22 protein-coding genes are annotated in these 21736 nt (G+C 68.9%); 10 read left to right on the top strand and 12 right to left on the bottom strand.

Annotation, left to right across the window (positions count from 1 at the left end; translation table 11 throughout):
• Positions 1 to 22: 22 nt before the first annotated feature.
• Complete coding sequence (gene ruvX / locus RAH40_RS18285; protein ID WP_306599037.1) at positions 23 to 463, bottom strand: Holliday junction resolvase RuvX; 441 nt, start codon at positions 461 to 463, stop codon at positions 23 to 25.
• A gap of 18 nt (positions 464 to 481) precedes the next feature.
• Between ruvX and RAH40_RS18280 the strand changes: the two genes are divergently transcribed.
• The 6 genes from RAH40_RS18280 (at position 482) to RAH40_RS18255 (ending at position 5860) form a co-directional block, all read left to right on the top strand.
• Positions 482 to 958 carry a methylated-DNA--[protein]-cysteine S-methyltransferase gene (locus tag RAH40_RS18280; RefSeq protein WP_306599036.1) on the top strand — a complete coding sequence of 159 codons (477 nt, stop codon included), beginning with the start codon at positions 482 to 484 and terminating at the stop codon, positions 956 to 958.
• 3 nt (positions 959 to 961) lie between these two features.
• Complete coding sequence (gene murB / locus RAH40_RS18275) at positions 962 to 1846, top strand: UDP-N-acetylmuramate dehydrogenase (protein ID WP_306599035.1); 885 nt, start codon at positions 962 to 964, stop codon at positions 1844 to 1846.
• 5 nt (positions 1847 to 1851) lie between these two features.
• Positions 1852 to 2646, top strand: coding sequence for a cell division protein FtsQ/DivIB (locus tag RAH40_RS18270; RefSeq protein WP_306599034.1), 795 nt, complete (start codon positions 1852 to 1854; stop codon positions 2644 to 2646).
• A gap of 65 nt (positions 2647 to 2711) precedes the next feature.
• Positions 2712 to 3926 carry a cell division protein FtsA gene (gene ftsA / locus RAH40_RS18265; RefSeq protein ID WP_306599033.1) on the top strand — a complete coding sequence of 405 codons (1215 nt, stop codon included), beginning with the start codon at positions 2712 to 2714 and terminating at the stop codon, positions 3924 to 3926.
• Positions 3917 to 5161 carry a cell division protein FtsZ gene (gene ftsZ / locus RAH40_RS18260; protein WP_306599032.1) on the top strand — a complete coding sequence of 415 codons (1245 nt, stop codon included), beginning with the start codon at positions 3917 to 3919 and terminating at the stop codon, positions 5159 to 5161. Before ftsA ends, ftsZ begins: the two co-directional genes overlap by 10 nt.
• Before the next feature lie 156 nt (positions 5162 to 5317).
• Positions 5318 to 5860, top strand: a complete 543-nt coding sequence (locus tag RAH40_RS18255) for an outer membrane beta-barrel protein (protein ID WP_306599031.1) — start codon at positions 5318 to 5320, stop codon at positions 5858 to 5860.
• Here RAH40_RS18255 and RAH40_RS18250 read toward each other — a convergent pair.
• The 6 genes from RAH40_RS18250 to RAH40_RS18225 form a co-directional block, all read right to left on the bottom strand.
• Positions 5857 to 6618 carry a diguanylate cyclase gene (locus RAH40_RS18250; RefSeq protein WP_306599030.1) on the bottom strand — a complete coding sequence of 254 codons (762 nt, stop codon included), beginning with the start codon at positions 6616 to 6618 and terminating at the stop codon, positions 5857 to 5859. The genes RAH40_RS18255 and RAH40_RS18250 overlap by 4 nt on opposite strands.
• A 5-nt stretch (positions 6619 to 6623) precedes the next feature.
• Positions 6624 to 7016 (bottom strand): biofilm regulation phosphoprotein SiaC, encoded by a 393-nt coding sequence (siaC, locus tag RAH40_RS18245; RefSeq protein WP_306599029.1) that lies wholly within the window; start codon positions 7014 to 7016, stop codon positions 6624 to 6626.
• Positions 7013 to 7555, bottom strand: coding sequence for a SiaB family protein kinase (locus RAH40_RS18240; RefSeq protein WP_306599028.1), 543 nt, complete (start codon positions 7553 to 7555; stop codon positions 7013 to 7015). The genes siaC and RAH40_RS18240 overlap by 4 nt, the downstream gene beginning before the upstream one ends.
• Before the next feature lie 3 nt (positions 7556 to 7558).
• Entirely contained in the window at positions 7559 to 9553 is a 1995-nt protein-coding gene (locus RAH40_RS18235) for a SpoIIE family protein phosphatase (protein WP_306599027.1), read from the bottom strand.
• Between the two features lie 7 nt (positions 9554 to 9560).
• Positions 9561 to 9887: a PqqD family protein gene (locus tag RAH40_RS18230; RefSeq protein ID WP_306599026.1), complete on the bottom strand. Its 327-nt coding sequence runs from the start codon at positions 9885 to 9887 to the stop codon at positions 9561 to 9563.
• A 72-nt stretch (positions 9888 to 9959) separates the two neighbouring features.
• Complete coding sequence (locus RAH40_RS18225; protein ID WP_306599025.1) at positions 9960 to 12080, bottom strand: OPT family oligopeptide transporter; 2121 nt, start codon at positions 12078 to 12080, stop codon at positions 9960 to 9962.
• Between the two features lie 127 nt (positions 12081 to 12207).
• On the opposite strand from RAH40_RS18225, the gene RAH40_RS18220 reads away from it, so the two are divergent.
• The 4 genes from RAH40_RS18220 (at position 12208) to RAH40_RS18205 (ending at position 15621) form a co-directional block, all read left to right on the top strand.
• A complete protein-coding gene (locus RAH40_RS18220) occupies positions 12208 to 12978 on the top strand; it encodes an RNA methyltransferase (protein ID WP_306599024.1) in 771 nt (256 codons plus the stop codon).
• Positions 12975 to 14462, top strand: coding sequence for a nitrilase-related carbon-nitrogen hydrolase (locus RAH40_RS18215; RefSeq protein WP_306599023.1), 1488 nt, complete (start codon positions 12975 to 12977; stop codon positions 14460 to 14462). Before RAH40_RS18220 ends, RAH40_RS18215 begins: the two co-directional genes overlap by 4 nt.
• Before the next feature lie 22 nt (positions 14463 to 14484).
• A complete protein-coding gene (locus RAH40_RS18210; protein ID WP_306599021.1) occupies positions 14485 to 15111 on the top strand; it encodes a Crp/Fnr family transcriptional regulator in 627 nt (208 codons plus the stop codon).
• Positions 15112 to 15183: 72 nt separating this feature from the next.
• The gene (locus RAH40_RS18205) at positions 15184 to 15621 is read left to right on the top strand and encodes an Rrf2 family transcriptional regulator (protein WP_306599020.1); all 438 of its coding nucleotides are present in this window, start codon (positions 15184 to 15186) and stop codon (positions 15619 to 15621) included.
• Positions 15622 to 15657: 36 nt separating this feature from the next.
• Here the strand turns inward: RAH40_RS18205 and RAH40_RS18200 are convergent, their stop codons facing one another.
• From RAH40_RS18200 to RAH40_RS18180, 5 genes are all read right to left on the bottom strand, one after another.
• Positions 15658 to 16023 (bottom strand): helix-hairpin-helix domain-containing protein, encoded by a 366-nt coding sequence (locus tag RAH40_RS18200; RefSeq protein WP_306599019.1) that lies wholly within the window; start codon positions 16021 to 16023, stop codon positions 15658 to 15660.
• 109 nt (positions 16024 to 16132) lie between these two features.
• Positions 16133 to 18994 (bottom strand): OmcA/MtrC family decaheme c-type cytochrome, encoded by a 2862-nt coding sequence (locus RAH40_RS18195; RefSeq protein ID WP_306599018.1) that lies wholly within the window; start codon positions 18992 to 18994, stop codon positions 16133 to 16135.
• A gap of 152 nt (positions 18995 to 19146) precedes the next feature.
• The gene (locus RAH40_RS18190) at positions 19147 to 19794 is read right to left on the bottom strand and encodes a hypothetical protein (protein WP_306599017.1); all 648 of its coding nucleotides are present in this window, start codon (positions 19792 to 19794) and stop codon (positions 19147 to 19149) included.
• A 10-nt stretch (positions 19795 to 19804) separates the two neighbouring features.
• Positions 19805 to 20272, bottom strand: coding sequence for a hypothetical protein (locus tag RAH40_RS18185; RefSeq protein ID WP_306599016.1), 468 nt, complete (start codon positions 20270 to 20272; stop codon positions 19805 to 19807).
• Positions 20272 to 21654 (bottom strand): hypothetical protein, encoded by a 1383-nt coding sequence (locus tag RAH40_RS18180; RefSeq protein ID WP_306599015.1) that lies wholly within the window; start codon positions 21652 to 21654, stop codon positions 20272 to 20274. The genes RAH40_RS18185 and RAH40_RS18180 overlap by 1 nt, the downstream gene beginning before the upstream one ends.
• Between the last annotated feature and the right edge of the window lie 82 nt (positions 21655 to 21736).

The following is a 21736-nucleotide window of genomic DNA, read 5'->3' as shown; positions in this document are numbered from 1 at the left end:
CTGACCCGCGCTCCCAGGGAACTCAGATCTCAGGGCTCCCCACAGCCCGCCCCCTGGATCTCCTCGTCTCGATGAGATCCGCCAGCATCACCGCCGCCGCCGCCGCGTCGAGCCGGGCCTTGCGGTCCCTGGCCTTCACGCCCCGCGCCGCCAGGAGCCGGTCGGCCTCGACGCTGGTGAGGCGCTCGTCCCAGAACACCAGGGGCAGGCCGGTGCGATCCCGCAGGGCCTCCCCGAAGGACCGGGCCAGGGGGGCGGTGGCGCTCTCGGAGCCGTCCTTGTGCAGGGGCAGGCCCACAAGAAGGGCGTGGACGCCCTCCTCCTTCGCGAGCCTGGCGAGCCGCGCCAGGGAGGCTTCGCCCTGGTTGGGCCACACCTCGAAGGGCGAGGCGAGGATCTCCAGGTCGTCCGTGAAGGCGATCCCGATGTTCTTCGTTCCGTGGTCGAGGCCCATCCAGCGCATATGTGCCATCCTACATGCATGGAGCGGTTCCTGGACTTCCCGACGGCCCTGGGTGTCTGCCGGCTGCGGTGGACGGACCGGGGCGTGCGCTCCCTGACCTTCGGCGTGGAGCCGGAACCGGGGGATCCGCCTCCCGCCTGGGTGGCCGACGCGGTGCGGGCCCTCACGGCGCACCTGGCCGGGGAGGGGGGCTCCCTGGACGGGATCCGGCTCGACCTGGAGGGGCTGCCACCCTTCCGGCGCCGGGTGATGGAGGTGCTCCTGGCCACGCGGCCGGGGCAGACCCTCACGTACGGGGACGTGGCCCTCCTGGCGGGGTCGCCGGGGGCCTCCCGGGCCGTGGGGCAGGCCGTGGCGCGCAACCCGCTGCCCATCCTCGTGCCCTGCCACCGGGTGCTGGCCGCCGACGGCCCCGGCGGGTTCTCCCTCTTCGGGAGCCTGGAGGCCAAGGCTCGGCTTCTGGCGCTCGAAGGGGTGCGGCTCCGGCATAATTGACCCATGAAGCCCTGGCCCGACGACCTCCTGGCGATCCCCCACAAGCGGGACGTGCCCTTCTCCAAGCTGACGACCCTGGGCGTGGGAGGGATCTGCCGGTGGCTCTTCGAGCCGGTGGACGAGCCCCAGGCCCAGGCCTTCGTGCGGGCCTGCCGCCGGGAGGGCCTCCCCTGGCGGGTCCTGGGCGGCGGCAGCAACCTGGTCGTCCTGGGGGACATCGAGACCCCGGTGGTGCGCCTCCGGTTCCCCGGCGAGGTGCGCCGCGAAGGCCTGGAGGTGCACGCCCCGGCGTCCTACGGCCACATCCGCCTCAGCGGCGACACGGCGGCCATGGGGCTCACGGGGATGGAATACGCCTCGGGCATCCCGGGGTCCGTGGGGGGCGCCCTGCACATGAACGCCGGGGCCTACGGCCGGGAGACGGTGGACGTCCTGGCCCGGTTCCGGTTCCTCACGCCCGACGGCGACCTGGTGGAGAAGGCCCCGGAACCGGGGGAGTTCCGCTACCGGTGGAGCTTCCTGGAGGGGGGCCACCTGGCCCTGGGCCTGGTGGTGCGGCTCGCCGAGGGGGATCCCGCCGCCATCCGCGCCCGGGTGGAGGAATGCAGGGCCAGGCGCGGCACCAGCCAGCCCCTGCACAAGCGCAACGCCGGGTGCGTGTTCAAGAACCCCCCGGGCCAGAGCGCGGGACGGCTCATCGACCTGGCCGGGCTCAAGGGCTTCCGGGTGGGCGACGCGGAGGTGAGCCCGGAGCACGGGAACTTCCTGGTGAACCTGGGGGGGGCCACGGCGGCGGAATTCGGCGAGCTCATGGCGAGGGTCCGGGAGAAAGTCCTGGACGTCCACGGCATTGAACTCGAACCTGAGGTCGAGATCTGGTACACCTGACACCCATGCCCATGATTCCCCGCACCCGCCCGAAGCGACCCTGGATGCCCTGGGCCCGGGTGGGCCTCGTGGGGCTGCTGGTGGCGGGGGCGGGCTACGCGGCCCTGGAACTGGGGCACAAGTATCTGGGCCTGCAGAAGCTCACCATCGAGCAGATCACCATTTCCGGCTGCCGGGGGGAGCGCCTGGAGCAGGCCCAGGCCATCGCCGACAAGGTCTGCCTGGGCAAGCCGCTGTTCTGGTTCGACGCGGAAAAACTGCGGGAATCCCTGGAATCCAAGCGCTGGGTGAAGGGGCTCCTCATCCGCCGGGACCCGCCGGACCGGCTCAGCCTGGTGCTGGAGGAGCGCAAGCCGATCCTCTGGCTCGTCCGCCCGGAAGGCGTCTTCCTGGTGTCCGACGACGGCATTGTGCTGGATCGGCTCAATCAAGTTGATTTATCACCCATTCCCGTGGTGGCGGATCCCAAAAGCCAGCAGGACGGGCCGATGGTCCAGCTGATCCGCACCGCCACGAGCCTCCGCAACAAACAGAAGGAGTTTTACGACCGCCTCACGGAGCTTCGGTGGAGCGACCGGGGCCCGGTGGCCTTCCTGGAGGGCCTGGACGCCCCCATCTATCTTTCGCGCCTGGAACCCACGAAAAACATCCCCAATTTCCAGATGCTGTTCCTGAACGAGCTGTCCAAGAGGGCGGATGCGGGCTCCCTGCGGTACATCGATCTGAGGTGGGACGACGAGATCGCGGTGGGCGAACCTGCCGATTCCGCACCGCCCAAGGCCGTGGCCCAGCCCCGCTGAATTTTCAACCCTGTAAATCCAGTTCCCGTGCGGTTATGCTTGGGGTCAAGGAAACAGGAATACTCATGGTGCAACCTGCCGTTCTGCTAGGACTGGATCTCGGAGCCAGCAAAGTTGTCGCAGTTGTTGCAGTTCAGGAGGAGAACGGGCTCCTGAACGTCACCGGCGCGAGCCAGGCGAACCCCGAGGGGGGCATCCGCCAGGGCGAGATCACCGACATCAACCTCACGGTCACGGCCATCACCCGCGCCGTGGAGGAGGCCATGCGCACCTCGGGCCAGACGCGGCTCGACGGCATCCGCGTCACCGTGGACGGCATCCAGTTCAAGGGCGAGAACCTGCGGGACTCCATCACCATCGCGTCCGCGGACCGGGTCATCACGCCCAGCGACAAGGACCGCGTCATGGAGCAGGCCACCAACGGCTGCAAGCTCGCCAAGGAGGAGACGGTCCTGCACCGCATCCCCCAGATGTTCCACATCAAGGGCCAGCGCGACATCAAGAACCCCGTGAACATGATCGGCGACACCCTGGAAGCCGAGGTGCGCATCATCGTGGCGCCGGGCTCCGTGCTGGAGAACATCAACCGCGCCCTGCACCTCTCGGGCCTCCAGGACGCCGCCCTGATGTACTCCCCCCTGGCCTCGGCCGAGGCCGTGCTGAGCCGCGAGGACGCGGAGAACGGCGCGGTCGTCGTGGACGTCGGCGAGCAGCTCACGCACATGGGCGTCTTCCTGCGCGGCACGCTCTTCCATTCCGCGGTGATCCCCATCGGGGGCATGCACTTCACCAAGGACCTGGAGATCACCAAGCACCTGGGCGGCATCGGCATGGCCGAGCGCATCAAGCGCATCTACGGCACCGCCCTGCCCAGCACGGTCCCCGCCGAGGAGCACATCGAGCTCGAGGAGGAGGGACGCCAGGTGTCGCGCCGCGAGCTGGCCGACGTGCTCCACGCCCGGGCCATCGAGCTCCTGAACATGGTGCTGGCGGAGATCGGGCGCTCGGGGCTCATCCACGAGATCCACGGCGGCGTGCACCTGGTGGGCGGGGGTTCGCTCCTGCCGGGCATGCCCATCCTCGCGCAGAACATCCTGGGCCGCCCGCGGGTCGTCCTGGGCCGCGTGATCGGCGTCCAGGGGCTCTCCCACGCCATCGCCAACCCGCTCTACACCAACGCCCTGGGGGCCGTGAAGGCCCTTCACCGCAGCATGAACGAATCCACCGGACGCCCCCGCGGGGGCAGCGGTCTGTTCGAGAGGATCAAGCGATGGATTTGACCGGCGACCCCATGAGCGGCATCCCCTTCCTCCCCAACCCCGTCCACCTTCCCGGCGCCAACATCAAGGTGGTGGGCGTGGGAGGCGCGGGCTGCAACGCCATCGACCGCATGATCCAGAGCGGCGTCGGCGGCGTGCAGTTCATCGCCATGAACACCGACCAGCAGAGCCTCGCCCAGAGCAAGGCCCACGTGAAGATCCCCCTGGGCCCGCAGAGCATGCGCGGGCTCGGCGCCGGCGGCAACGCCGAGCGCGGCGCCGTGGCCGCCGAGGAGAGCCGCGAGGAGATCCTCGCCCAGCTCCAGGGCGCGGACATGGTCTTCATCACGGGCGGCATGGGCGGCGGCACGGGCACCGGCGCGGCGCCCATCGTGGCCAGCTGCGCCCGGGAGTTCGGCGCGCTCACCGTGGCCGTGGTGCTCACGCCCTTCCGCTGGGAAGGCGTGAACAAGTCCGACAAGGCCAGCCAGGGCCTGGAGAACCTGCGCAACACCGCCGACACGGTCATCGTGGTGTCCAACGAGAAGCTGCTGACGCTGTGCGAGAAGGGCGTGAAGATCAAGGAGGCCTACCGGGTCGCCGACGGCGTGCTCATCCAGGGCGTTCGCGGCATCACCGACCTCATCCTGCGCCCCGGCACCCTCAACGGCGACTTCGCCGACGTGGAGGCCGTGCTGCGCAACGGCCGCGAGGCCCTCATCGGCACCGGCATCGGCCGCGGCGAGGAGGCCCTGCTGGACGCCCTGCAGCGCGCCCTGGACTGCCCCCTGCTGGAGCGCGACACCCGGGGCTCGGCCTCCCAGGTCATCGTCTCCGTCATGGCCGACTGGGACCGCGTGGAACTCTCCGCGGTGGAGACGGCCATGGGCTTCCTGAGCCGCCACTACCACGGCCTCGCCGACATCAAGCTATGCCAGGTGGAGGCCCCCGAGCTGGAGGACCGCGCCCTGGTCACCGTGCTGGCCTCGGGCTTCGTGGAGTCGAGCCAGGACCTGGACCAGGAGGCCGCCCCTCAGGAACTGCGCACCTTCGCCGAGGCTCCGCGCACCGCCAACGGCGACTCCGGCCGCGTCTACGGCGAGGTGCCCCAGAGCCCCCTGGATCCGCCGGTGCTGACCCCCACGCGGCTGCTGCCCCAGGCGCCCACGCCCAGCGGCGAGATGGCCAACCTCACCGAGGACCTGCACGTGCCGGCCATCATCCGCATGACCCAGGGTCGCCTCGGAATCGAATAAATTTTACATCAGCCCTTGGATCGCGATTCGGCGGGCCAGGGGCCGAACTTTGCGTGTAACCAAGCTGGAATTTGCGTCACATGAGCGGAAGGGTCCCACGGGGATCCTGGATGAATAAAGAAATCATCCATTTCCCACCCACCTTCCGGAGTGACCATGACCACCTCGACTTCCCGCCTGGCGCGCCTGGGCCTGCTCTGCGCGGCCGCCACCGTCCTGGGCGCCGAGGCGCCCCGCCTGGGCCTCACGGCCGGCGCCGCCTGGCCCACCGGCGGCACCCGGGACCACATCACCGAGAGCGCGGGCTGCACCGTGGGCGCCTTCGCCGACTGGGAGCAGCGTCCCGGCCACGCCATCCGCCTCGCCCTGGACGGGAACTTCCACCCCCGGTCCTCCAGCCGCCTCGCGCCGGGTTACGGCGGCCGGGGCGAGGCCCAGAGCCAGTCGCTCACCCTCAACTACGTATTCAAGCCCCGGGCCGACTTCCAGGGCTTCTTCATCGTGCTGGGCGCCGGCGGCATGAACGTCCAGCGCCGCCAGGGGAACTTCCTCTACGAGACCGGCGTGAAGCTGTCCTGGAACGCGGGCTTCGGCGTCGACATGAACGAGAGGTGGGGCCTGCTGGCCCGGTACCACTCCATCTCGACCGAGGGCCGGAACCTGGGTACCGTCACCGCGGGCCTGACCTATCGGTTCTAGCCCTCCACCCGGTTCCCGCCCAGGCGCTTGGCGAGGTACATCGCGCCGTCCGCCCTCCGGATGAGGGAATCCATGGACTCCCCCTGCTCCAGCACCGCCAGGCCGACGCTGAGGCCCACGGAGACGAGGGCTTCGGCGGTGGAGACCGACAGCGCGGCGGCGGCCCTGCGCAGCTTCTCGCCCACCTCCAGGGCGCCTTCGCGGCCGGTGGCGGGCAGGAGCACCAGGAACTCCTCGCCGCCCCACCGGGCGCAGACGTCGTAGGCCCGCAGGGCGTCGCGCAGCGCGTGGGCCAGGGCTACCAGCACCCGGTCGCCGGTCTCGTGCCCGTGGGTGTCGTTCACGCTCTTGAACCGGTCCACGTCGGCCATGAGCACGGCCATGGTGCCGCCTTCGCGCACGGAGCGCGCCAGTTCGGAGCGGAGATCCTCCATCATGGCCCGGCGGTTGGGGATGCCCGTGAGGGAATCGGTGCGGGAGGCCTGCTGGAGCACCTCGTTCAGGGCCTTGAGCTGGCTCTGGAAGCCGTCGGAGATGCGGGTGATCTTCCCCAGGCGCCGCAGAAGGCGGAGGTGGGCGTCGCCCAGCCTCTCCAGTTCCGCCAGGAGCGGGTGGTCCCGGTTGGCCGGGTCCGACCGCAGGGCCTCCAGGCGGCTGCGCACGTCGGCGGCGGCGGGGTCCCGGTACAGGAGGGATCTAACCGCGGCGTCCCCGGCCCGGGTGAAGCGGAATCTGGGGTTCCCTTCCGTGGTGGCCATGGCGATCATCCTTCCGAAGGCGAGGGGACGATGTGGAACGGCAGGCCCAGATCCTCCCGGAATTCCTCGGCGAGGTCCAGGGCCCTGTCGTTCTCGGGATCGTAGAACCAGGTGAGGGAGACGGCCCGGCCGGAAAGGTGGGCCTCCTCCATGGCGTCCAGCAGGTCCATCATGCACTTGATGCTGCTGGTGTTGAGGTAGGTGAGGCGGAGTTCCACGTGCAGGGGGCGGTCGTCCCGGGCCAGGAAGTCCGCGACCCATCCGAGGATCGGCTGGAAGAACTCGAAGGAGTTCTCGGGGTAGGATTCCCCGGTGAGCTCGAGGAGCCCGGCCTCGGCGTCGCTCCGCACCCGGGGGCTGGAGGCGGTGGCTGCGAACGACAGGTTCTCGAGGGTCATAGCGTCACCGTGAGGGAGAAGAAGTCCAGGCCGGCATCCGCTGGCACCACCGAGTAGGACAGGGGCGCCGAGGCGGTGCGGGCCATGCGGATGAGGCCCAGGCCCGCGCCCGCGGCGCCGGGCGGGAGCTCGGCGCGCAGGCGCGCCTTGTAGAGGGCCTTGAGGTCCGCCGGGGCCAGGCTTCCCAGGGCGTCCAGCCTCGCAAGGAGCGCAGGCGCGTCCTGGCGCCGGATGAAGTTGCCGCACCGCACCAGGTACCGGTCGCCGCTGCGGCCGATCACCAGCACCCCGGCCTCGGCCTGGGCCCGTTCCGGGCCGGTCCAGGGACCCAGGGAGGCATAGCCGGCCACGTTCTGGGCGGCCTCGATGAAGACGGTGAAGACGTCGGCCATGGCAGCCTTCCGCACGGCCTCGGCCTCCAGGTGCCTGCGCACCGCCCTGCCCAGCTCCTCGATGATGCTGTGCCGGAAGGGGCCGTTGAAGCACATGAGGATGCCCTCGGAGGCCAGGAAATGCCGTATCTGGTCCAGGTCGCCCATGGTCTACTCCTCGGCGGGGCCGCTGCGGAACCCCAGGATGGTGATGTCGTCCCGCTGGGGGTTGCCCCCCTGGTAGTCGGCCAAGGCCTGGGCCAGGGCCTCGCCCTGGGCGGCCATGGGAAGCCCGCGCAGGTCCTGGAGGAGCCTGCCCAGCCGGCGCCGGCCGAAGCCGAAGCTGAACTTGCCCCCGTGCTGGTCGAGGATGCCGTCCGTGAAGAGGTAGAGCACCGTGCCCGGCGCCAGGGGCAGCTCCTGGTTCCGGAAGGGGAAGTCCTCCCGGGAGCGGCGGTACCCGAGGCTGTGCGAGTCCCCGGCGTGCACGGTCAGCTCCTCCTCCCCGGGCCCCAGCGTCCACAGCGGCAGGCGGGCCCCGGCGAACACCACCCGGTCCGGCAGCACCTTCAGGAGCGCCAGGTCCAGGCCGTTGTCCATGATCCCGCCGCGGGGCGCGGGTTCACCGTTGCCCTGGTGCAGCAGGCGCTTGAGGGCCCCGTTCATCTCCCTGAGGATGAGGGCGGGGTCCGCCGAGCCGAGCTTGGCCACAAGCTGGCTGAGGATGGCGCCCGCGCTCATGCTCATGAAGGCCCCGGGCACCCCGTGGCCCGTGCAGTCCCCCACGGCCAGCAGGAAGCCGCGCTCGTCGGGGAGGCACGCGTAGAAGTCCCCGCCCACGATGTCCCGGGGGCGGAACAGCACGAAGTGGTCCGGGATGTGGCGGGAGAGGTCCGCGGGCTTGGGCAGCATGCTCTCCTGGATCAGGTGGGCGTAGGCCAGGCTGTCCAGGATCTTCCTGTTGGACTGGGTCAGGGCCAGGGTGCGCTCCTCCACGAGGCCTTCCAGGTTGGAGGTGTAGTCCAGGATCGTGGCGGCCATGTGGTTGAAGGTCCGGGTGAGCCGGCCGATCTCGTCGTCCCGGTCCACGGGCAGGGTGATCCCGTAGTTGCCCGCGGCGATCTCCCGGCTGGACCGGGTCAGGCGCGCCAGGGGCTCGAGCACCATGCGGTTCAGGAGCCAGGACACCAGGGCGATGGTCACCAGGAGGCTCAGGGCCAGGAGGGCCAGGATGGGGAGGAAGCTGCGCAGGCCCATCACCTGGGAGGGGTCCACGAGGGTGATCGTCACCCAGTCGATCTCCCTGATGAACAGGGCCGCGGCCAGGTAGCGACGGCCCTCGACGCTGATCTGGAAGGACTCCAGGGCGGAGTCCCCCTTCACCAGGCGATCCAGGCGCTCCCGCAGCAGGCTCCTGCCGGCCTCGGAGTCCACCAGCTGGTAGAGCGTCATGCGGCGCGACTCGTCCTTCATGCGGGCGTTGAAGTCCATGTACCGGATGCTCGGGTGGGCCTGGAGGACGCCTTTCGGGTCGACCATGATCGTCTGGGCGCTGCGGTCCGAGCCCTGGACCAGGGCCTTGAGGAAGGCCGAGAGGTCCACGCCCGTGCCGGCCAGGCCCACCTTCCGGCCGCCGTCCTTCACCGCGACGTTGACCCAGACCTTGAGGACGCCCAGGGGCACGCTGGAATCCACGTGGAGGGCGAAATCGTCCACCTTGTCCAGGGCCTCGAAGTACCACCGGTCGTTCACCGCCCCCGCCTCGAGCGTGTACCGGGGGGCCCTGGCCGGAGCGGCGGGATCGCCGAAGTAGTAGTGCCGGCTCCGGGCCACCACGAAGAAGCAGCTCTGGTCGGCGAAGGCCCGGCGGAAGCTCTCCAGCTCCGCCAGCCCCGCGGCCCGGGCCCCGGGATCCCCCTCGGCCCGGCAGAAGCCGCGCAGGGCCGCCGAGTCCGCCAGCTTGCGGGCCAGGGCCACCTCCCGGCGCACCGGGCCCATGAGGCGCTCCTTCTCCAGCTGCGCGTTCTTCTCCGCGAACCGCTGGCCGAAGGCCCCGGAAATTCCCTGGGCGGCCCAAAGGAAGGCGAGAACGGTGACGACCCCTACCGCCAGGTAGATCGAGAGGATCGTCAGGATGGAGCGGACCTTGAGGCTGCCGAGGTTCATGAAGACACTATAGCAACCTGATGAACCCCCCCGAGGCCATCTGGAAGACCAGGGCCACCGTCCGCTCCTCCACCGGCTCGGCCCCGGCTCCAAAGCGCTCCCGCACCGCCTCGCACACGTCCCGCACCGTGCGGGTGCCATCCAGGGTCTCCCAGATGAAGGACCCCGTGGCGTCCAGCTTCACCCGGAAGACGGGCCGGGGCAGGAGCTTCTGGAACCAGCCCAGGCGGGGGCTGAGGAACTTGGGACGGAGGAGGACCACGCGGCCCTCCTCGTTCGTTTCATGCTCCACGGCCCGTTCCGGAACCCTGGTCATCATCTCGGCGGTGCTCATGCCTCCCAATGGAGACCTCCTCAACGGCCGCGGGTCCCGGAAACCGGGACCCGCGGGGGAAGAACGGAACGGCTAGAAGTTCGCGCTGGGGGGCGCGGGCTCGTCCGCGGCGCCGGCGTTGTTCATGGGCAGCTTCACCAGGTAGACGGCGATGCCGGCCAGGATGGCCAGGCTCACCAGGAAGGTGATCGCCGGGGGATTGGCGAAGATGATGTACTTCACCTCGAAGAACGTCATGCCCGCGAAGAGCAGGCCCACCAGGGCCTCGCCGGCGATGAGGCCCGCGGCGACCAGCACGCCGGAGTTCTCCACGCGCACCTTCTGGGCCGCGTTGAGGCCCTTGCGCTCGGCCACCATGTCCACGACGCCCTTCACGCACCCGCCCAGGAAGATGGCGAAGGTGGTGCCCAGGGGCAGATACATGCCGACGCTGACCAGCATGGGGCTGCGCACCTGCATGAGGATGAAGGCGAAGCCCATGAGCATGCCCACGATGATCAGCGGCCACGCCATCTTGCCCTCCACGATGCCCCGGCTGAGCATGGCCATCAGGCCGGCCTGGGGGGCCGGGATGTTGGGGCTGCCGAAGCCGGCGTCGAGCTGCATGACGACCTTCTTCTGGTCGGCGGGGAGCTGGCGGAGCTCATTGATGCTGTAGGTCTTGTCCAGGTAGGTCACGGAGGAGACGTGGTTGGCCTCCAGCTGGATGATCTGGGTCTCGGCGGCCTTCTTGATGTCGCCTTCGTGCAGGATCATCAGGGGGAGGAAGAGGACGGCGGCGGCCAGGCCCACGCCCAGGATGTCGCCCATCTGCATGCGCCAGGGGGTCCCGCCCAGGATGTAGCCGACCTTGAGGTCCTGCAGCATCTCGCCGGCCACGGCCGTGGCCACGCAGGCGATGGCGGCCACGCCGAGCACCGCGGCGACGCCGGCGTTGCCCTTGACGCCCAGGGCCACCATCACCAGCGCCGTCACCACCAGGGCCGACAGCGTCAGCCCGGAGATGGGGTTGTTGCTCGAACCCATGATGCCCACCAGGTAGCCGCTGATGGCCGAGAAGAAGAAGCCCACGATGATCATCACCAGGGCGGCGACGATCGAGACCATGAAGCCGACGTGGAAGATCTGCCAGGTGATCAGGAAGGTGGCCACGGCGGCGAAGAGGATGCCCATCATGACCCAGAAGAAGGGCAGGTCCTGGTTGACGCGGTCGACGGTGTGGCCACCCGCGGCGGCCTTCTTGACGTCCGAGACCGAGCGCGCCAGGCCGGTGGTGAGGCTCTTGCGCATCTTGAAGAGGGTGAAGCTGGCGCCCATGAGCATGCCGCCGATGGCGATGGGCCGCACGATGAACTTCCAGACGGCAGCCGACAGCGCGAACCAGTCCGCCATGGTCGCGTCGGCGGGCATGGAGTAGGGGGCGATGAAATAGATGATCAGGGGGACCATGAGGCCCCAGGCCATCACGCCGCCCGCGAAGTTCAGGGCGCCCAGCTTGGGCCCGATGATGTAGCCCACGCCCATGTAGGCCGGGCTGATGCCGGGGGCCGTGAGGTAGAGGCCGCCCTGGGCCAGCGCCGCCTTGCCCTTGGCGATCAGCGCGAAGCTGTTCTGCTTGAAGTACACGAACCACTGCCAGGTGCTGGCGAACAGCTGCACCTGGACCAGGGCCTGGATGACCGCGCCCACGCCCATGGCGGTGAACAGGATCTTCGTGCCGCCCCCGCCCTGCGCGCCGGCCTTGTGGATCTCGGCGGCGGCCACGCTCTCGGGGTAGGGCAGCTCGGCGTCCTCGACCATGACCCGCCGGAGCAGGGCCACGAACATGATGCCCAGCGTGCCGCCCACGAACATGATGGCGCTGGAGGTGAAGTAGTTGGTCAGCGAGAAGAACTTCGGCCAGATGCCGGAGATCACGAAGGCCGGGATGGTGAAGATGGCGCCCGCGGCCACGGATTCCCCGATGCTGCCCACGGTGCGGCCCATGTTCTCTTCGAGGATGGTGCCCTTCATGAGCTTGATCAGGGCCATGGAGATGACGGCGGCCGGATAGGTGGCCGCGATGGTCATGCCCGCCTTCAGGCCCAGGTACGCGTTGGCCGCGCCCAGGACGACGGCCAGGACCAGCCCGATGAGCACCGCCCGGAGGGAGAATTCCCTCAAGTTCTGCTCGGATGAGACATAGGGTTGCATTAGTTCCCCCTCCACTAAGGCTTGCGACAGGCCGCTGGTACTCGGCGCGACAAATTGGACGATGGGTAAGATTCTGCCTTGTTCCTTTGAAGTGTCCTATGGAATCCTTCCGGCTAGGCTTGAAGGCATGGAAAAAGAGAACCTGATCACAAGCCGGGCCAACCCCAGGTTCAAGACGCTCCGGACCCTCCCCGCGGCGGGAGGGGCGAAGCGCACCCACACCCTCCTGCTGGGCGCCAAGCTCATCGAGGCCTGGGCCGCCGGGCCCGAATCCGGGCGGCTCCGGCCGGTCACCTGGCTCCGCCTGGAGGGCGCCCGGCCGCACCCCCTGGAGCGGGCCCTGAAGGTGGAGGTCTGCGTCCTGGGCGAGCAGCTCATGCGGGACCTGGCCGACGCCGGCAGCCCCCCCGAGCACGCCCTCCTGGCCGCCCTGGAACCCGCCCCGGAAGGCCCCCTGCCCGCCCGGGTCATCGTGCCCTGGGGCATCCAGGATCCCGGCAACCTGGGCGCCATCCTCCGCAGCGCCGCGGCCTTCGGCTTCCAGGAGGCCATCCTCGGCCCCGGCTGCGCCGATCCCTTCGCCCCCCGGGCCCTGCGGGGCGGCATGGGCGCCGCCTTCCTGATGCCCCTGCGCCGGCGCGAGACCCTGGACCTGGACGAGGGCGCCTGGCTCGCCCTGGACGGCGCCCCCGGGGCCCTGCCCCTGGACCGGGCCCCCCTGGCGGGGCGGGTGCGCATCCTCGTGGGCAACGAGGGCCACGGGTTCACCGGAGCGGAGCTGCCCGACGGCATCACCCGCGTGGCCATCCCCATCCTCGGGGTGGAAAGCCTGAACGCCGCCGTGGCCGCCGGCATCGCCTGCTTTGAAACCGCCCGCCGGGCGGGCCTGGGCCGATGAAGGACGCCCTCCTCATCGCCCTGGCCTACCTGGCCGCCAACCGCTTCCCCATGGCCTCGGGCCGGGGCTACCTGGAGGCCTGCGCCGCCTTCCTCCTGCCCGCGCTCGTATTTGCCGCCGTGGGCCGCGGGCGGCGCCTGGGCTGGGTGTACCTGGGCCTCCTGGCCGGCACCATCGGCGGCTTCCACTGGGTGCCCGAGGTCATGCACTCCAAGGCCCCCATGCCCATGGCCGCGGCCCTGGGCGTGGCGGGCCTCTTCTACGCCTACGAAGCCGCGGGCCTCCTGGCCGTGGCCGCCCTGGCCCGCTGGGCCCGGCGGCGCAGCCCCCTGGCGGGGGCCCTGGCCGCGGGCCTGGGCATCGCCGTGTGGCAGACCTACGCCTTCCACATCTATGACCTGAGCTTCGCCTCCCCCCTGGGCGCCGTGCCCTGGATGGCCCGCAGCGCCGCCTTCCTGGGCGCCCAGGGCCTGGTGGCCCTCCTGTGGGGACTGGGGGCCTGGACGGGGTTCCAGTCCGCCAAGGGCGCCGGTCCCCGCAGGGTCCTTGCGGCCCCCGCCGCCCTGCTGCTCCTCCTGGGCGCCTTGAACGCCGCCTGGCACTACCTGCCCCGGGGCCCCCAGCTGGCCCTGGACGTGGTGATGATCCAGCCCAACTACCCCCCCGGCGAACGCATGCCGGGCATGGAAGCGGACATGTGGCGGCGCACCGACGCCGAGCTGCGCCGGGCCGGCCTGCCCCGCCCCGCCTTCGCCACCCTGGTCCTCTGGCCCGAGAGTTCCGTCCTGGGCCGCGACGACCGGGCCCCCGGAGGCCGCCTCCCCCAGGAGGCCCGGAGCCGCGGCGTGGCCTGGCTCTACGGCACCGAGGGCGGGCGCTTCAACCTGGTGCGCGGCGAGGCCGCGGGCCAGCCCAGCTTCATCCAGGCCAAGGTGCTGCCCATGCCCTTCGGGGAGCGCATGCCCGGGCCCCCCGCGGTGCGGGACTTCCTGGACCGCCAGCTGGGCTTCTACTCCGCCGAGGCCGGCACCCTGGGACCCGACTCCAGCTTCCGCTTCCCCACCCCCCAGGGCCCCCTGGCGGTCCATCCCCTCATCTGCAGCGAGGCCCTGCTGGAGCAGCGCGTGGCCAAGGGCGTCGCGCTGGCCGGGGGCCAGCTGCTCACCAACCACACCAACGACGGCTGGTTCGACCGCAGCGTCGCCACCGACCTCCACGCCGTGCAGATCCGGCTGCGGGCCGTGGAGGCGGGCCTGCCGCTCCTGCGCGCCACCCTCACGGGCAAGTCCGGCCTCTTCCGGGCGGACGGCTCCTGGGAGCTCTGGGGCCAGCCCATGACCGAGGCCTCCCGGAGCCTCCACCTCGCCTGGCGGCCCATCGCCACCCCCGCCCGCAGCCCCTGGCTGGCCCCCGGCATCCTCGGCGTGCTGACCGTGGCCTTCGCCCTGGCCGCCCGGAATAAAAGAGAAACGAGACTGAATTGATCCCACTGACTATCCTGGTCCCATGATCCCGCCCTGGTCCGCCGCCCCCCTCTTCCGCACTCTGCAACCCGCCCAGCGCGAACGGGTAGGACGCCTCGCCACCTCCCGCATCCTGGACCCCGAGACCATGCTCTTCCTGGAGAACGAACCCTGCACGGGCTTCTACGTCCTGGTGGAGGGCGCCATCCAGCTCACCCGCAGCGGCGACACCCCCGGCTCCCACCCCACCCTGGCGGTGGTGACCCCGGTGAACAGCTTCGCCGAGGCCGCGATGTTCGGAGGCGAGGTCTTCCCCGCCACCGCCACGGCCGTCAAGCCCTCCCGGGTCTACCACTTTCCCAAGGCTCCGTTCATGGCGGCCATGCGCGAGGACCCGGACCTGGCCCTGGCCATCATCCACGCCCAGTCCGTCTGGCTGCGCAAGCTCACCCGCAAGGTGGAGCAGCTCACGGGCTCGGACAGCTCGGACCGCCTGCGCACGTGGATCCGGGAGCACGTGCCCGCCGGCGGCTCCATGGTGCTTCCGGTCACAAAAAAGACCCTGGCGGCTCAATTGGGCATGACCCCGGAAACCCTGTCCAGGAGCCTCAGAACCTTGCAGGACCAGGGTGTTCTCCAGGTGAAGGGAACGACCCTGTCCAGGAAATAAGATGTGTAACGTTCATTAATTCATTTGTTTTTTAAGAAGACAAGCCTATCCTTAATTAAACAGGGATTCGCCATGCTCTTCTCGACGGCAACCGGCTATGCACTCAGGGCTCTGGCAGCGATGCCCGAGGATGGAACGTACAGCTTGGCCAAGGACCTGGCCTCGCTCCTGGACCTTCCCGGCCCCTACCTGGCCAAGATCCTCCAGTCCCTGGCCCAGGAGGGCATCCTGCACTCCGTGCGGGGTCCCCGCGGCGGGTTCCGGCTGGCCCGTCCCGCCCACCACATCACCGTGGGCGAGGTGGTGGCTGCCCTGGAGGGCATCGAGACCATGTCGGGCTGCGTCATGGGCTTCGCCCACTGCGACAACGTGGACAACCCCTGCCCCCTCCACAAGGCCTGGAACGAGGTCAAGGCCCACATGGACGCGTCGATGACCAACGTGACCATCCGCGACCTGCAGATCCTCGACATGCAGCAGCACCGGGAACTCACGGCCGCGAAGAAGTAGAGGGCCCCGCGCCTCGCGGTGCGGAGCCCTATCCTGCTACTTGCCCTTGGGCGCAACCTTCATGTTCTGCTTCACAAAGACCCGGTCCTTGATGGCGAGGTAGACCCCCATGGGCACGGCATTCTTCTCGACCAGATGGGACTTCGTGACGTAGGGCCTTCCGGCGATGATCCTGGAGGCCAGGTCGGGCGTGATGCCGGGGACCTTCTGCAGTTCGTCCTTGCTGGCGCTGTTGATGTCCACCTGCTTGCCGATGGGCTTCGCGGGCTTCTTCCTGGGATGGGGTTTGGCGGCCCGGGGTTTGGGCGCCCGCGGCTGGTCATCGTCCTGGGCCAGCACGGCGGTGCCGGACCCGAGGATCAGAAGGGCGGCGAGGGCGGTCTTCAGGGTGCTGCGGTTCATTCGGTTCCTCCGGATGAGCAAGATGACCCGGGAGCCTTGGGGCGCCCGGGCCATCTTAGCATTCAGATCGAAGCACCGGGGAAGGGTGGGCCCTGCCCCGGCATGGACGTTACTTGAAGTTCATGTGGACGGCCCTGACGTCGGCGGTCTTGCCGGCGGCGTGGCAGAGCGTGCACTGCTCGGACTTCAGCATGGCCGTCGCGCGGGGTTCGTTGATCGAACCACCGTTGGCGAGCATGTGAGCCGTGGCGGTCTTGCTGTCGTGGCAGGACCAGCAGGCGGCAGTGACGGGCGAGTGGACCAGGTTCCGAGTATCCGCGGGGGTGGAGTAGGTATTCGCGGTAACGTCGGCGGCCTTGAAGCTCGTCTGGAACACGAGGCCGTAGCTGGTGTTGGGGGCGATGCCGGGGGCCCAGTAGTTGTTCTGCCAGGACAGGGGCTCGGCGACGCCGTCACCCACAACGATGGTGGGGGTGGCGGCAGGCGTGGTGGGCGCGGTGGTGGTGCCCGCCATGGCCGTGGAGTAGAGCAGGTTGGGAATGGCGGCGGCGTTGGCCGTGCCACCGAAGTCGTACGAGCCGGGCACGTGGCAGGCTTCGCAGTTGTTCAGGATCGCGGGGTACGTCACGTTCCAGTAGTAGTCACCGGAGGCGACTTCCCAGCTGAACTTGTTGACCCGCTTGTCGGCGGCGTGGATGGCGTGGACGGCGTCCTTGATGTTCACGGCCCAACCATAGGCATTGGCCTTGTTCGGGTTGTGGCAGAAGTTGCAGGTCGGGGCGTCGTTGCGCTGGCCGGCGTGGTACACCTTCTCGGTGAAGATGCCGAGGGCGGCGTGACAGGCGTTGCACTTGGCATTGGTGACGATCGCGCGCCGGGGCTGAACCTGGGCGTAGAGCGCGGTGCTGCCGTTGGCCGGAGTCACGGCCTTGCCGGAGGCATCAAAGCCGTTGGCTACCATCTTCCAGACGTTGGGAGCGGGAACGGACAGGCCGCCCTGCTTGGTGGCGGGGTCGTAGGCGTAGCCGGTGACGCCGGTCTGGGTCAGGGGCTGGGTGTCCTTGGTGACGTCCGTGTTCACGCCGTAGGTGTAGCCGATGCCGCCGGTGAGCATGGTGGCGGTGGAAGGCACCTTCACGGCGGTGAGGGCGAGGGTGTAGTAGCCGTTGGCGTCGGGGGTGGCGGAGAGGGTGCCCACGGCGTTGCCGGTGGCGGTGCCGTTCCAGACGCGCTTCAGGTAGGTGCTGATCGTGGCGTTGTAGTCCGCGGGGGCGGCGATGCCGTCCTGGGGAATCGCGAAGGCCAGGTAGATGCTGGGGCTGCCGACATAGCCGGCGAACATCTCCGTGACAGTGCCCGCCGCATAGGTCTGCATGGTCTGGGCCTTGGGACCCTGGCCGTCCTGCTTGTCAACCATGAAGCGGAAGGTGAACACGGGCTGGCTGGAGGCGTTCAGAATGACCGACTTGAGTTCCCAGGTGGGGATCCAGGCACCGGCGGGCAGGTTGCCCGTGTAGCCGGCCACGTAGGAGGCGTTGGTGTTGTTGTTGCGGGGCTGGGAGCCGGCAGGAGGCGCGGCCAGATAGCCGTTGTTGGCGTTGGGAGCCACGACCGGGGTGTGGTTGATCTTGATGCCGCCGGGGGTGTGGCACTGGGTGCACTGGGAATCGTCGGCGAGCGCGGCGTGGTTGACGCCGTTGGCGAAGTCGACTGCGTCATGGCAGGCACCGCAGGCGGTGCGGCTGGGGACGGTGTTCCAGTTGTCGCCCTGGGCCGCGCCGGTGGACGCGCTGTGGCACTGCACACAGTTCCGCTGGTCCATGGGGTAGGCGACTTCGTTGAACAGGACGTTGGCGTAGTTGTAGCCCTCGTTGACAAGGCCCTCGCCCATGTGGAGGCGGTGGATGAACGCGGGGAAGTCGGCCACGGCCAGGCCGCGGACCTTCATCGTGCTGCCCGTGAACTTGAGGTGGGCGGGCACGGTCGCGGTGGCGCCCACGACGGTGGAGGAGGCCTCACCGTAGGTGTACTTGCGCTGGTCCGTGTGGCAGATCACGCAGTAGTTGGGGTCGAAGCGGTTGCCGCCGTGCACCGTGAGGCGCGTGTGGCAGGCGTTGCAGGCGCCGAGGGAGGTCACGACCCGCTGCTGGTCCGTGGCCGCGACGGCCTTGCCGGTGGCGGGAACGAAATCGTAGACCATGTTCGCGGCCACCTGGATGGGGGCTGCGGGAACGCCGCTGTCGGCGCCGGTGGCAGTGTTGGTGCTGGTGCCGCGGGCGTTGCCGCCGATCTGGATGGCGACGCGGTGGGTCAGGGTGGGAACGTAGGTCACGTCGCCCAGGTCGGCGCGGCTGTTGTTGCCGGTGTACGTGAAGGCGTCCAAGGCAGCCTGCACCTTGGTGATGTCGCGGTAGAAGGTGTAGACGTAGCTGCCGTCGCCGTTGTCAACGAGGGTGCCGGTGCTGTCGGTGGAAGGCTTGCCGGGGACCGAAGCCGTGGTGGTGGTGGGCATCGTGGTGACGACGTAGTTCACCCAGGTGCTGGGGGAACCGGCGGTGCCGGGCACCAGCTTGGCGATGGTGAAGCCGAAGTTGGGATAGCTGGCGGCGAGGGCGTTGGAGGCCTTCGAGGTGAAGCCGAGGCCGACCACGGGGGTACCGTTGTTGTCGGTCACCTTGAAGTTGATGACGGGCTTGCCGTTGGTGACGGTCGCGCTGGTGATGGTGCCCTGGAGGGCCAGGTCGCTCCATTCAGTGGGCGTCAGGTTGGCGGCGAGCACCTGGGGGCCGGTGCCGTTGGTGCCGTTGGTGCCGTTGGAGCCGTTGGTGCCGTTGGTGCCATTGGTACCATTGGTGCCGTTGACGCCATTGGCGCCGGCGGCGCCTGTCGCACCGCGACAGCCGATGAGGGCGAGGGCGATGGCCGCAGTGGCGACCAGGGTGCCCAACCTCTTGAGAGGTTTCATTTCCATGCTACTTCCTCCTTTTATTAGCATTTGCGCAAAATTGCCTTGCTTGGAGCTGGCAGTGATTGGGTTGACGTCGCTTATGTGTCAAGTCGTGCACCTCCCGTGGTGGTCTGACAGATCAGTTGCTTCAAAACGACGCGGTGGCCGTCTGGAAATTAAAACTTGGTGGTGTGGCAGAGCGTTCCGTTGAAGCAGCCGGGTGTCGTTCCCGCGGGTGCGGGGGGCTGGGGCGTGATATCGGAATTGGCGCCGAGGGCATGGCATTTCACGCACTCGGAAGCGTTCGCGTAATCGGTCTTGTCGTGGTTGGGGTTCAACGGGGAAAGGCCGCTCTGCCAGGGTTTGCTGGGGTGCGGCGCCTTGGTGTGGCAGGCCTTGCAGGAAGGAGCGATGCCGACAGGGTTGGTGTAGTCCGAGCCGTGGCAAGGCGTGCAGGAGGCGAAACCCTTGCCTTGGAGGAACGTGGCGCCGTTGGGGGCGCCCTGGGCGCCCAGCCGCCCATGCTGGGAGGGGTTCGCCCAACCGGCGGGGTGGTGGGGGCCGTTGGGGTGGTGGCAGCCGAAGCAGCTGACGCCGGAGGTGCCGCCCGCCGCCGCGGTGTCCGTGGTGGAGCCATGGCAGGGCTTGCAGCCGTCGGGATTCTTCAGGTACTCGGACCAGTGGGTGGCCTGCCAGGTGGCCGGATGGGCGCCCGTGGCCGGGTTCAGCGTCGCCGCCTTGTCGGCCGCGGTGCTGGAGCAACCGATGATGGCCAACGCCGCCATTGCCGCGAAGAAGGTCTTTGCAATCAAGGTTTTGTTCATGATCAGACCCCTACTTGTGGCAAGCGGTGCACTTTTCGTTGTTGGCGCGGCCATGGCACTTGAAGCAGCCCGTGGGATCAACCTTCCCGTCGATGCGGTGCATGGTCAGGTAGCCGGTCCGGTGCGGCGACAGGCGGTCGGGCCGGTTGCCCAGCTTGGCCGAAGGCAGCATGGCGGTCTTGCCGCCGTGGCAGTCGGAGCAGAAGGACTGGGCGTGGCAGGAGGCGCAGGTGGCGCCGTCCTGGGTGGCCTGGACCTTGTGGTCCTTCACGAACGTGGTGGTGTGGTCCAGCGAGGCGAAGGTCTTCTGGGTGCTCTTGACCCGCTCGGTGCCGTGGCACTCGGTGCAGCTGGGGCGGCCGGCGCTCAGCTCCTGGGGGTGGGTGCGCGCGAAGCTGGCTTCAGGCGAGACCAGGGCGCAGGCGGTGAGGAGGCCGAGACCCAGGCCCGCCGCGATGAGGGCGAATTTCTTGAACATCACTTGCCTCCTTTACCGGCGAAGCCGAAGCGGAAGTCGGCCCGGAGGAGCCCCATCACCTGCTTCTTGTAGAGGGGGGTGTCCGCGAAGCTCATGTCGCCGGAGATCTTGAAGTTCTTCGTGGCCTGGTAGCCCAGGGAGCCCACGATCTCGGATTCGATGGCCTTGTGGTTGAGGTTCGGGTTCACCTCGGCGCCGCTGTAGTGGAGGCGGATGGCGTCCAGGCTGGCCGAGAAGTTGCCCTTCTCATACATCGCCCAGCCGCGCATCTCGCTGTGGGAGACGCTGTAGGCGGGGGTCAGGGAATCCACGAGCTTGACCTTGAAGGCGTTCACCTTGTGGTAGCCGCCGCCCAGGACGAGGTGCTGGGCCGCGAAGGTGAGGCGCCCATCCAGACCGGCCCGGGTGGTGTTGCCGTAGGTCTCGCGCTTGGTGGTGCGCAGGTCGGCGACCAGGTTCAGGAAGGCCAGGGGGCTCCAGCTGGCCGAGATGCCGTTGGAGCTGAACTTGCCCTTCTCGTTCTGGTTGAAGAGGCTGGGCAGGTTGGTGCCGGCGTAGTAGGCGTAGAAGTTGCGCTGGACGAAGTTGCCGGTGACGGAGAGGTTGTCCAGGATCTTGCCGGTGGCCTTGTAGTCGTGCTCGGCGATAGAGGAGCGGTCCTGGCCTGGCAGCGCGTCGGGGTGCTTGGCCACGTCGAAGACCGTGCGGCCGCTGAAGTCCAGGAAGGCCGCGGGGGCCAGGGTGATGTCGGCGCCCACCTGGCGGCGGGTGTAGTCGATGGGGTTGGGGACCGGGAGATCCTTGGCCGCGGTGGTGCCGTCCTGCAGGTAGGAGACGCCGATCTCGCCGAGCTTGGCCATGCGCCAGCCCAGGCGGGTCCCGACGATGAAATCGCGCTGGAAGGACTGGTCCAGTTGGGGCAGCCCGCTGTGGTTCTTGAAGATGACCGGCTGGCCGCCAAAGGCGGAGAAGGTGAACCCGTTGCGCAGGTCGGTGCGCATCGAGACGCCGTCGACCATCTCGTTGCCGATCCCCTGGTTCACCACGATCCGGCCCGCCTTGATCTCGGCGTTGGCGCGGTCGAAGCTGTACTGGAGGTAGCCGTAGGTGAGGTCGCCGGCGTTCTTGCCGCCGATGGCCGACTGGTCCTTCAGGTCCGTCCGGCCCCAGCCGTAGAGGTGCAGGGACAGGGCGTCCGTGCCGAGGTGGTTGGCGTCGATGCCCAGGAATTCCGTGACCGGCATGAGGGTGGTCTTGTCGAAGCCGGGAGTGTCCTGCTTCCAGCTCTGGGCCATGGTTGTGCTGTAGACGTTGATGTCCTGCGCGAAGGCCGTGGCCGTCATCAGGGTGGCGAGCAGGGCCATGTGGGTGCGGTGTCTCATGACCGACCTCCATCCACAATCCCGCGCAACGGTGCGGTCGCTTTGACCATGGATCGCGTGCGCATTGAGGACCTCCTCCACT

The sequence above is a fragment of the Geothrix sp. 21YS21S-2 genome (assembly GCF_030846775.1).
Taxonomy (GTDB): Bacteria; Acidobacteriota; Holophagae; order Holophagales; family Holophagaceae; genus Mesoterricola.
The sequence above is the reverse complement of the archived record's forward strand: the minus strand, read 5'-3'. Positions and strand labels throughout refer to the sequence as shown.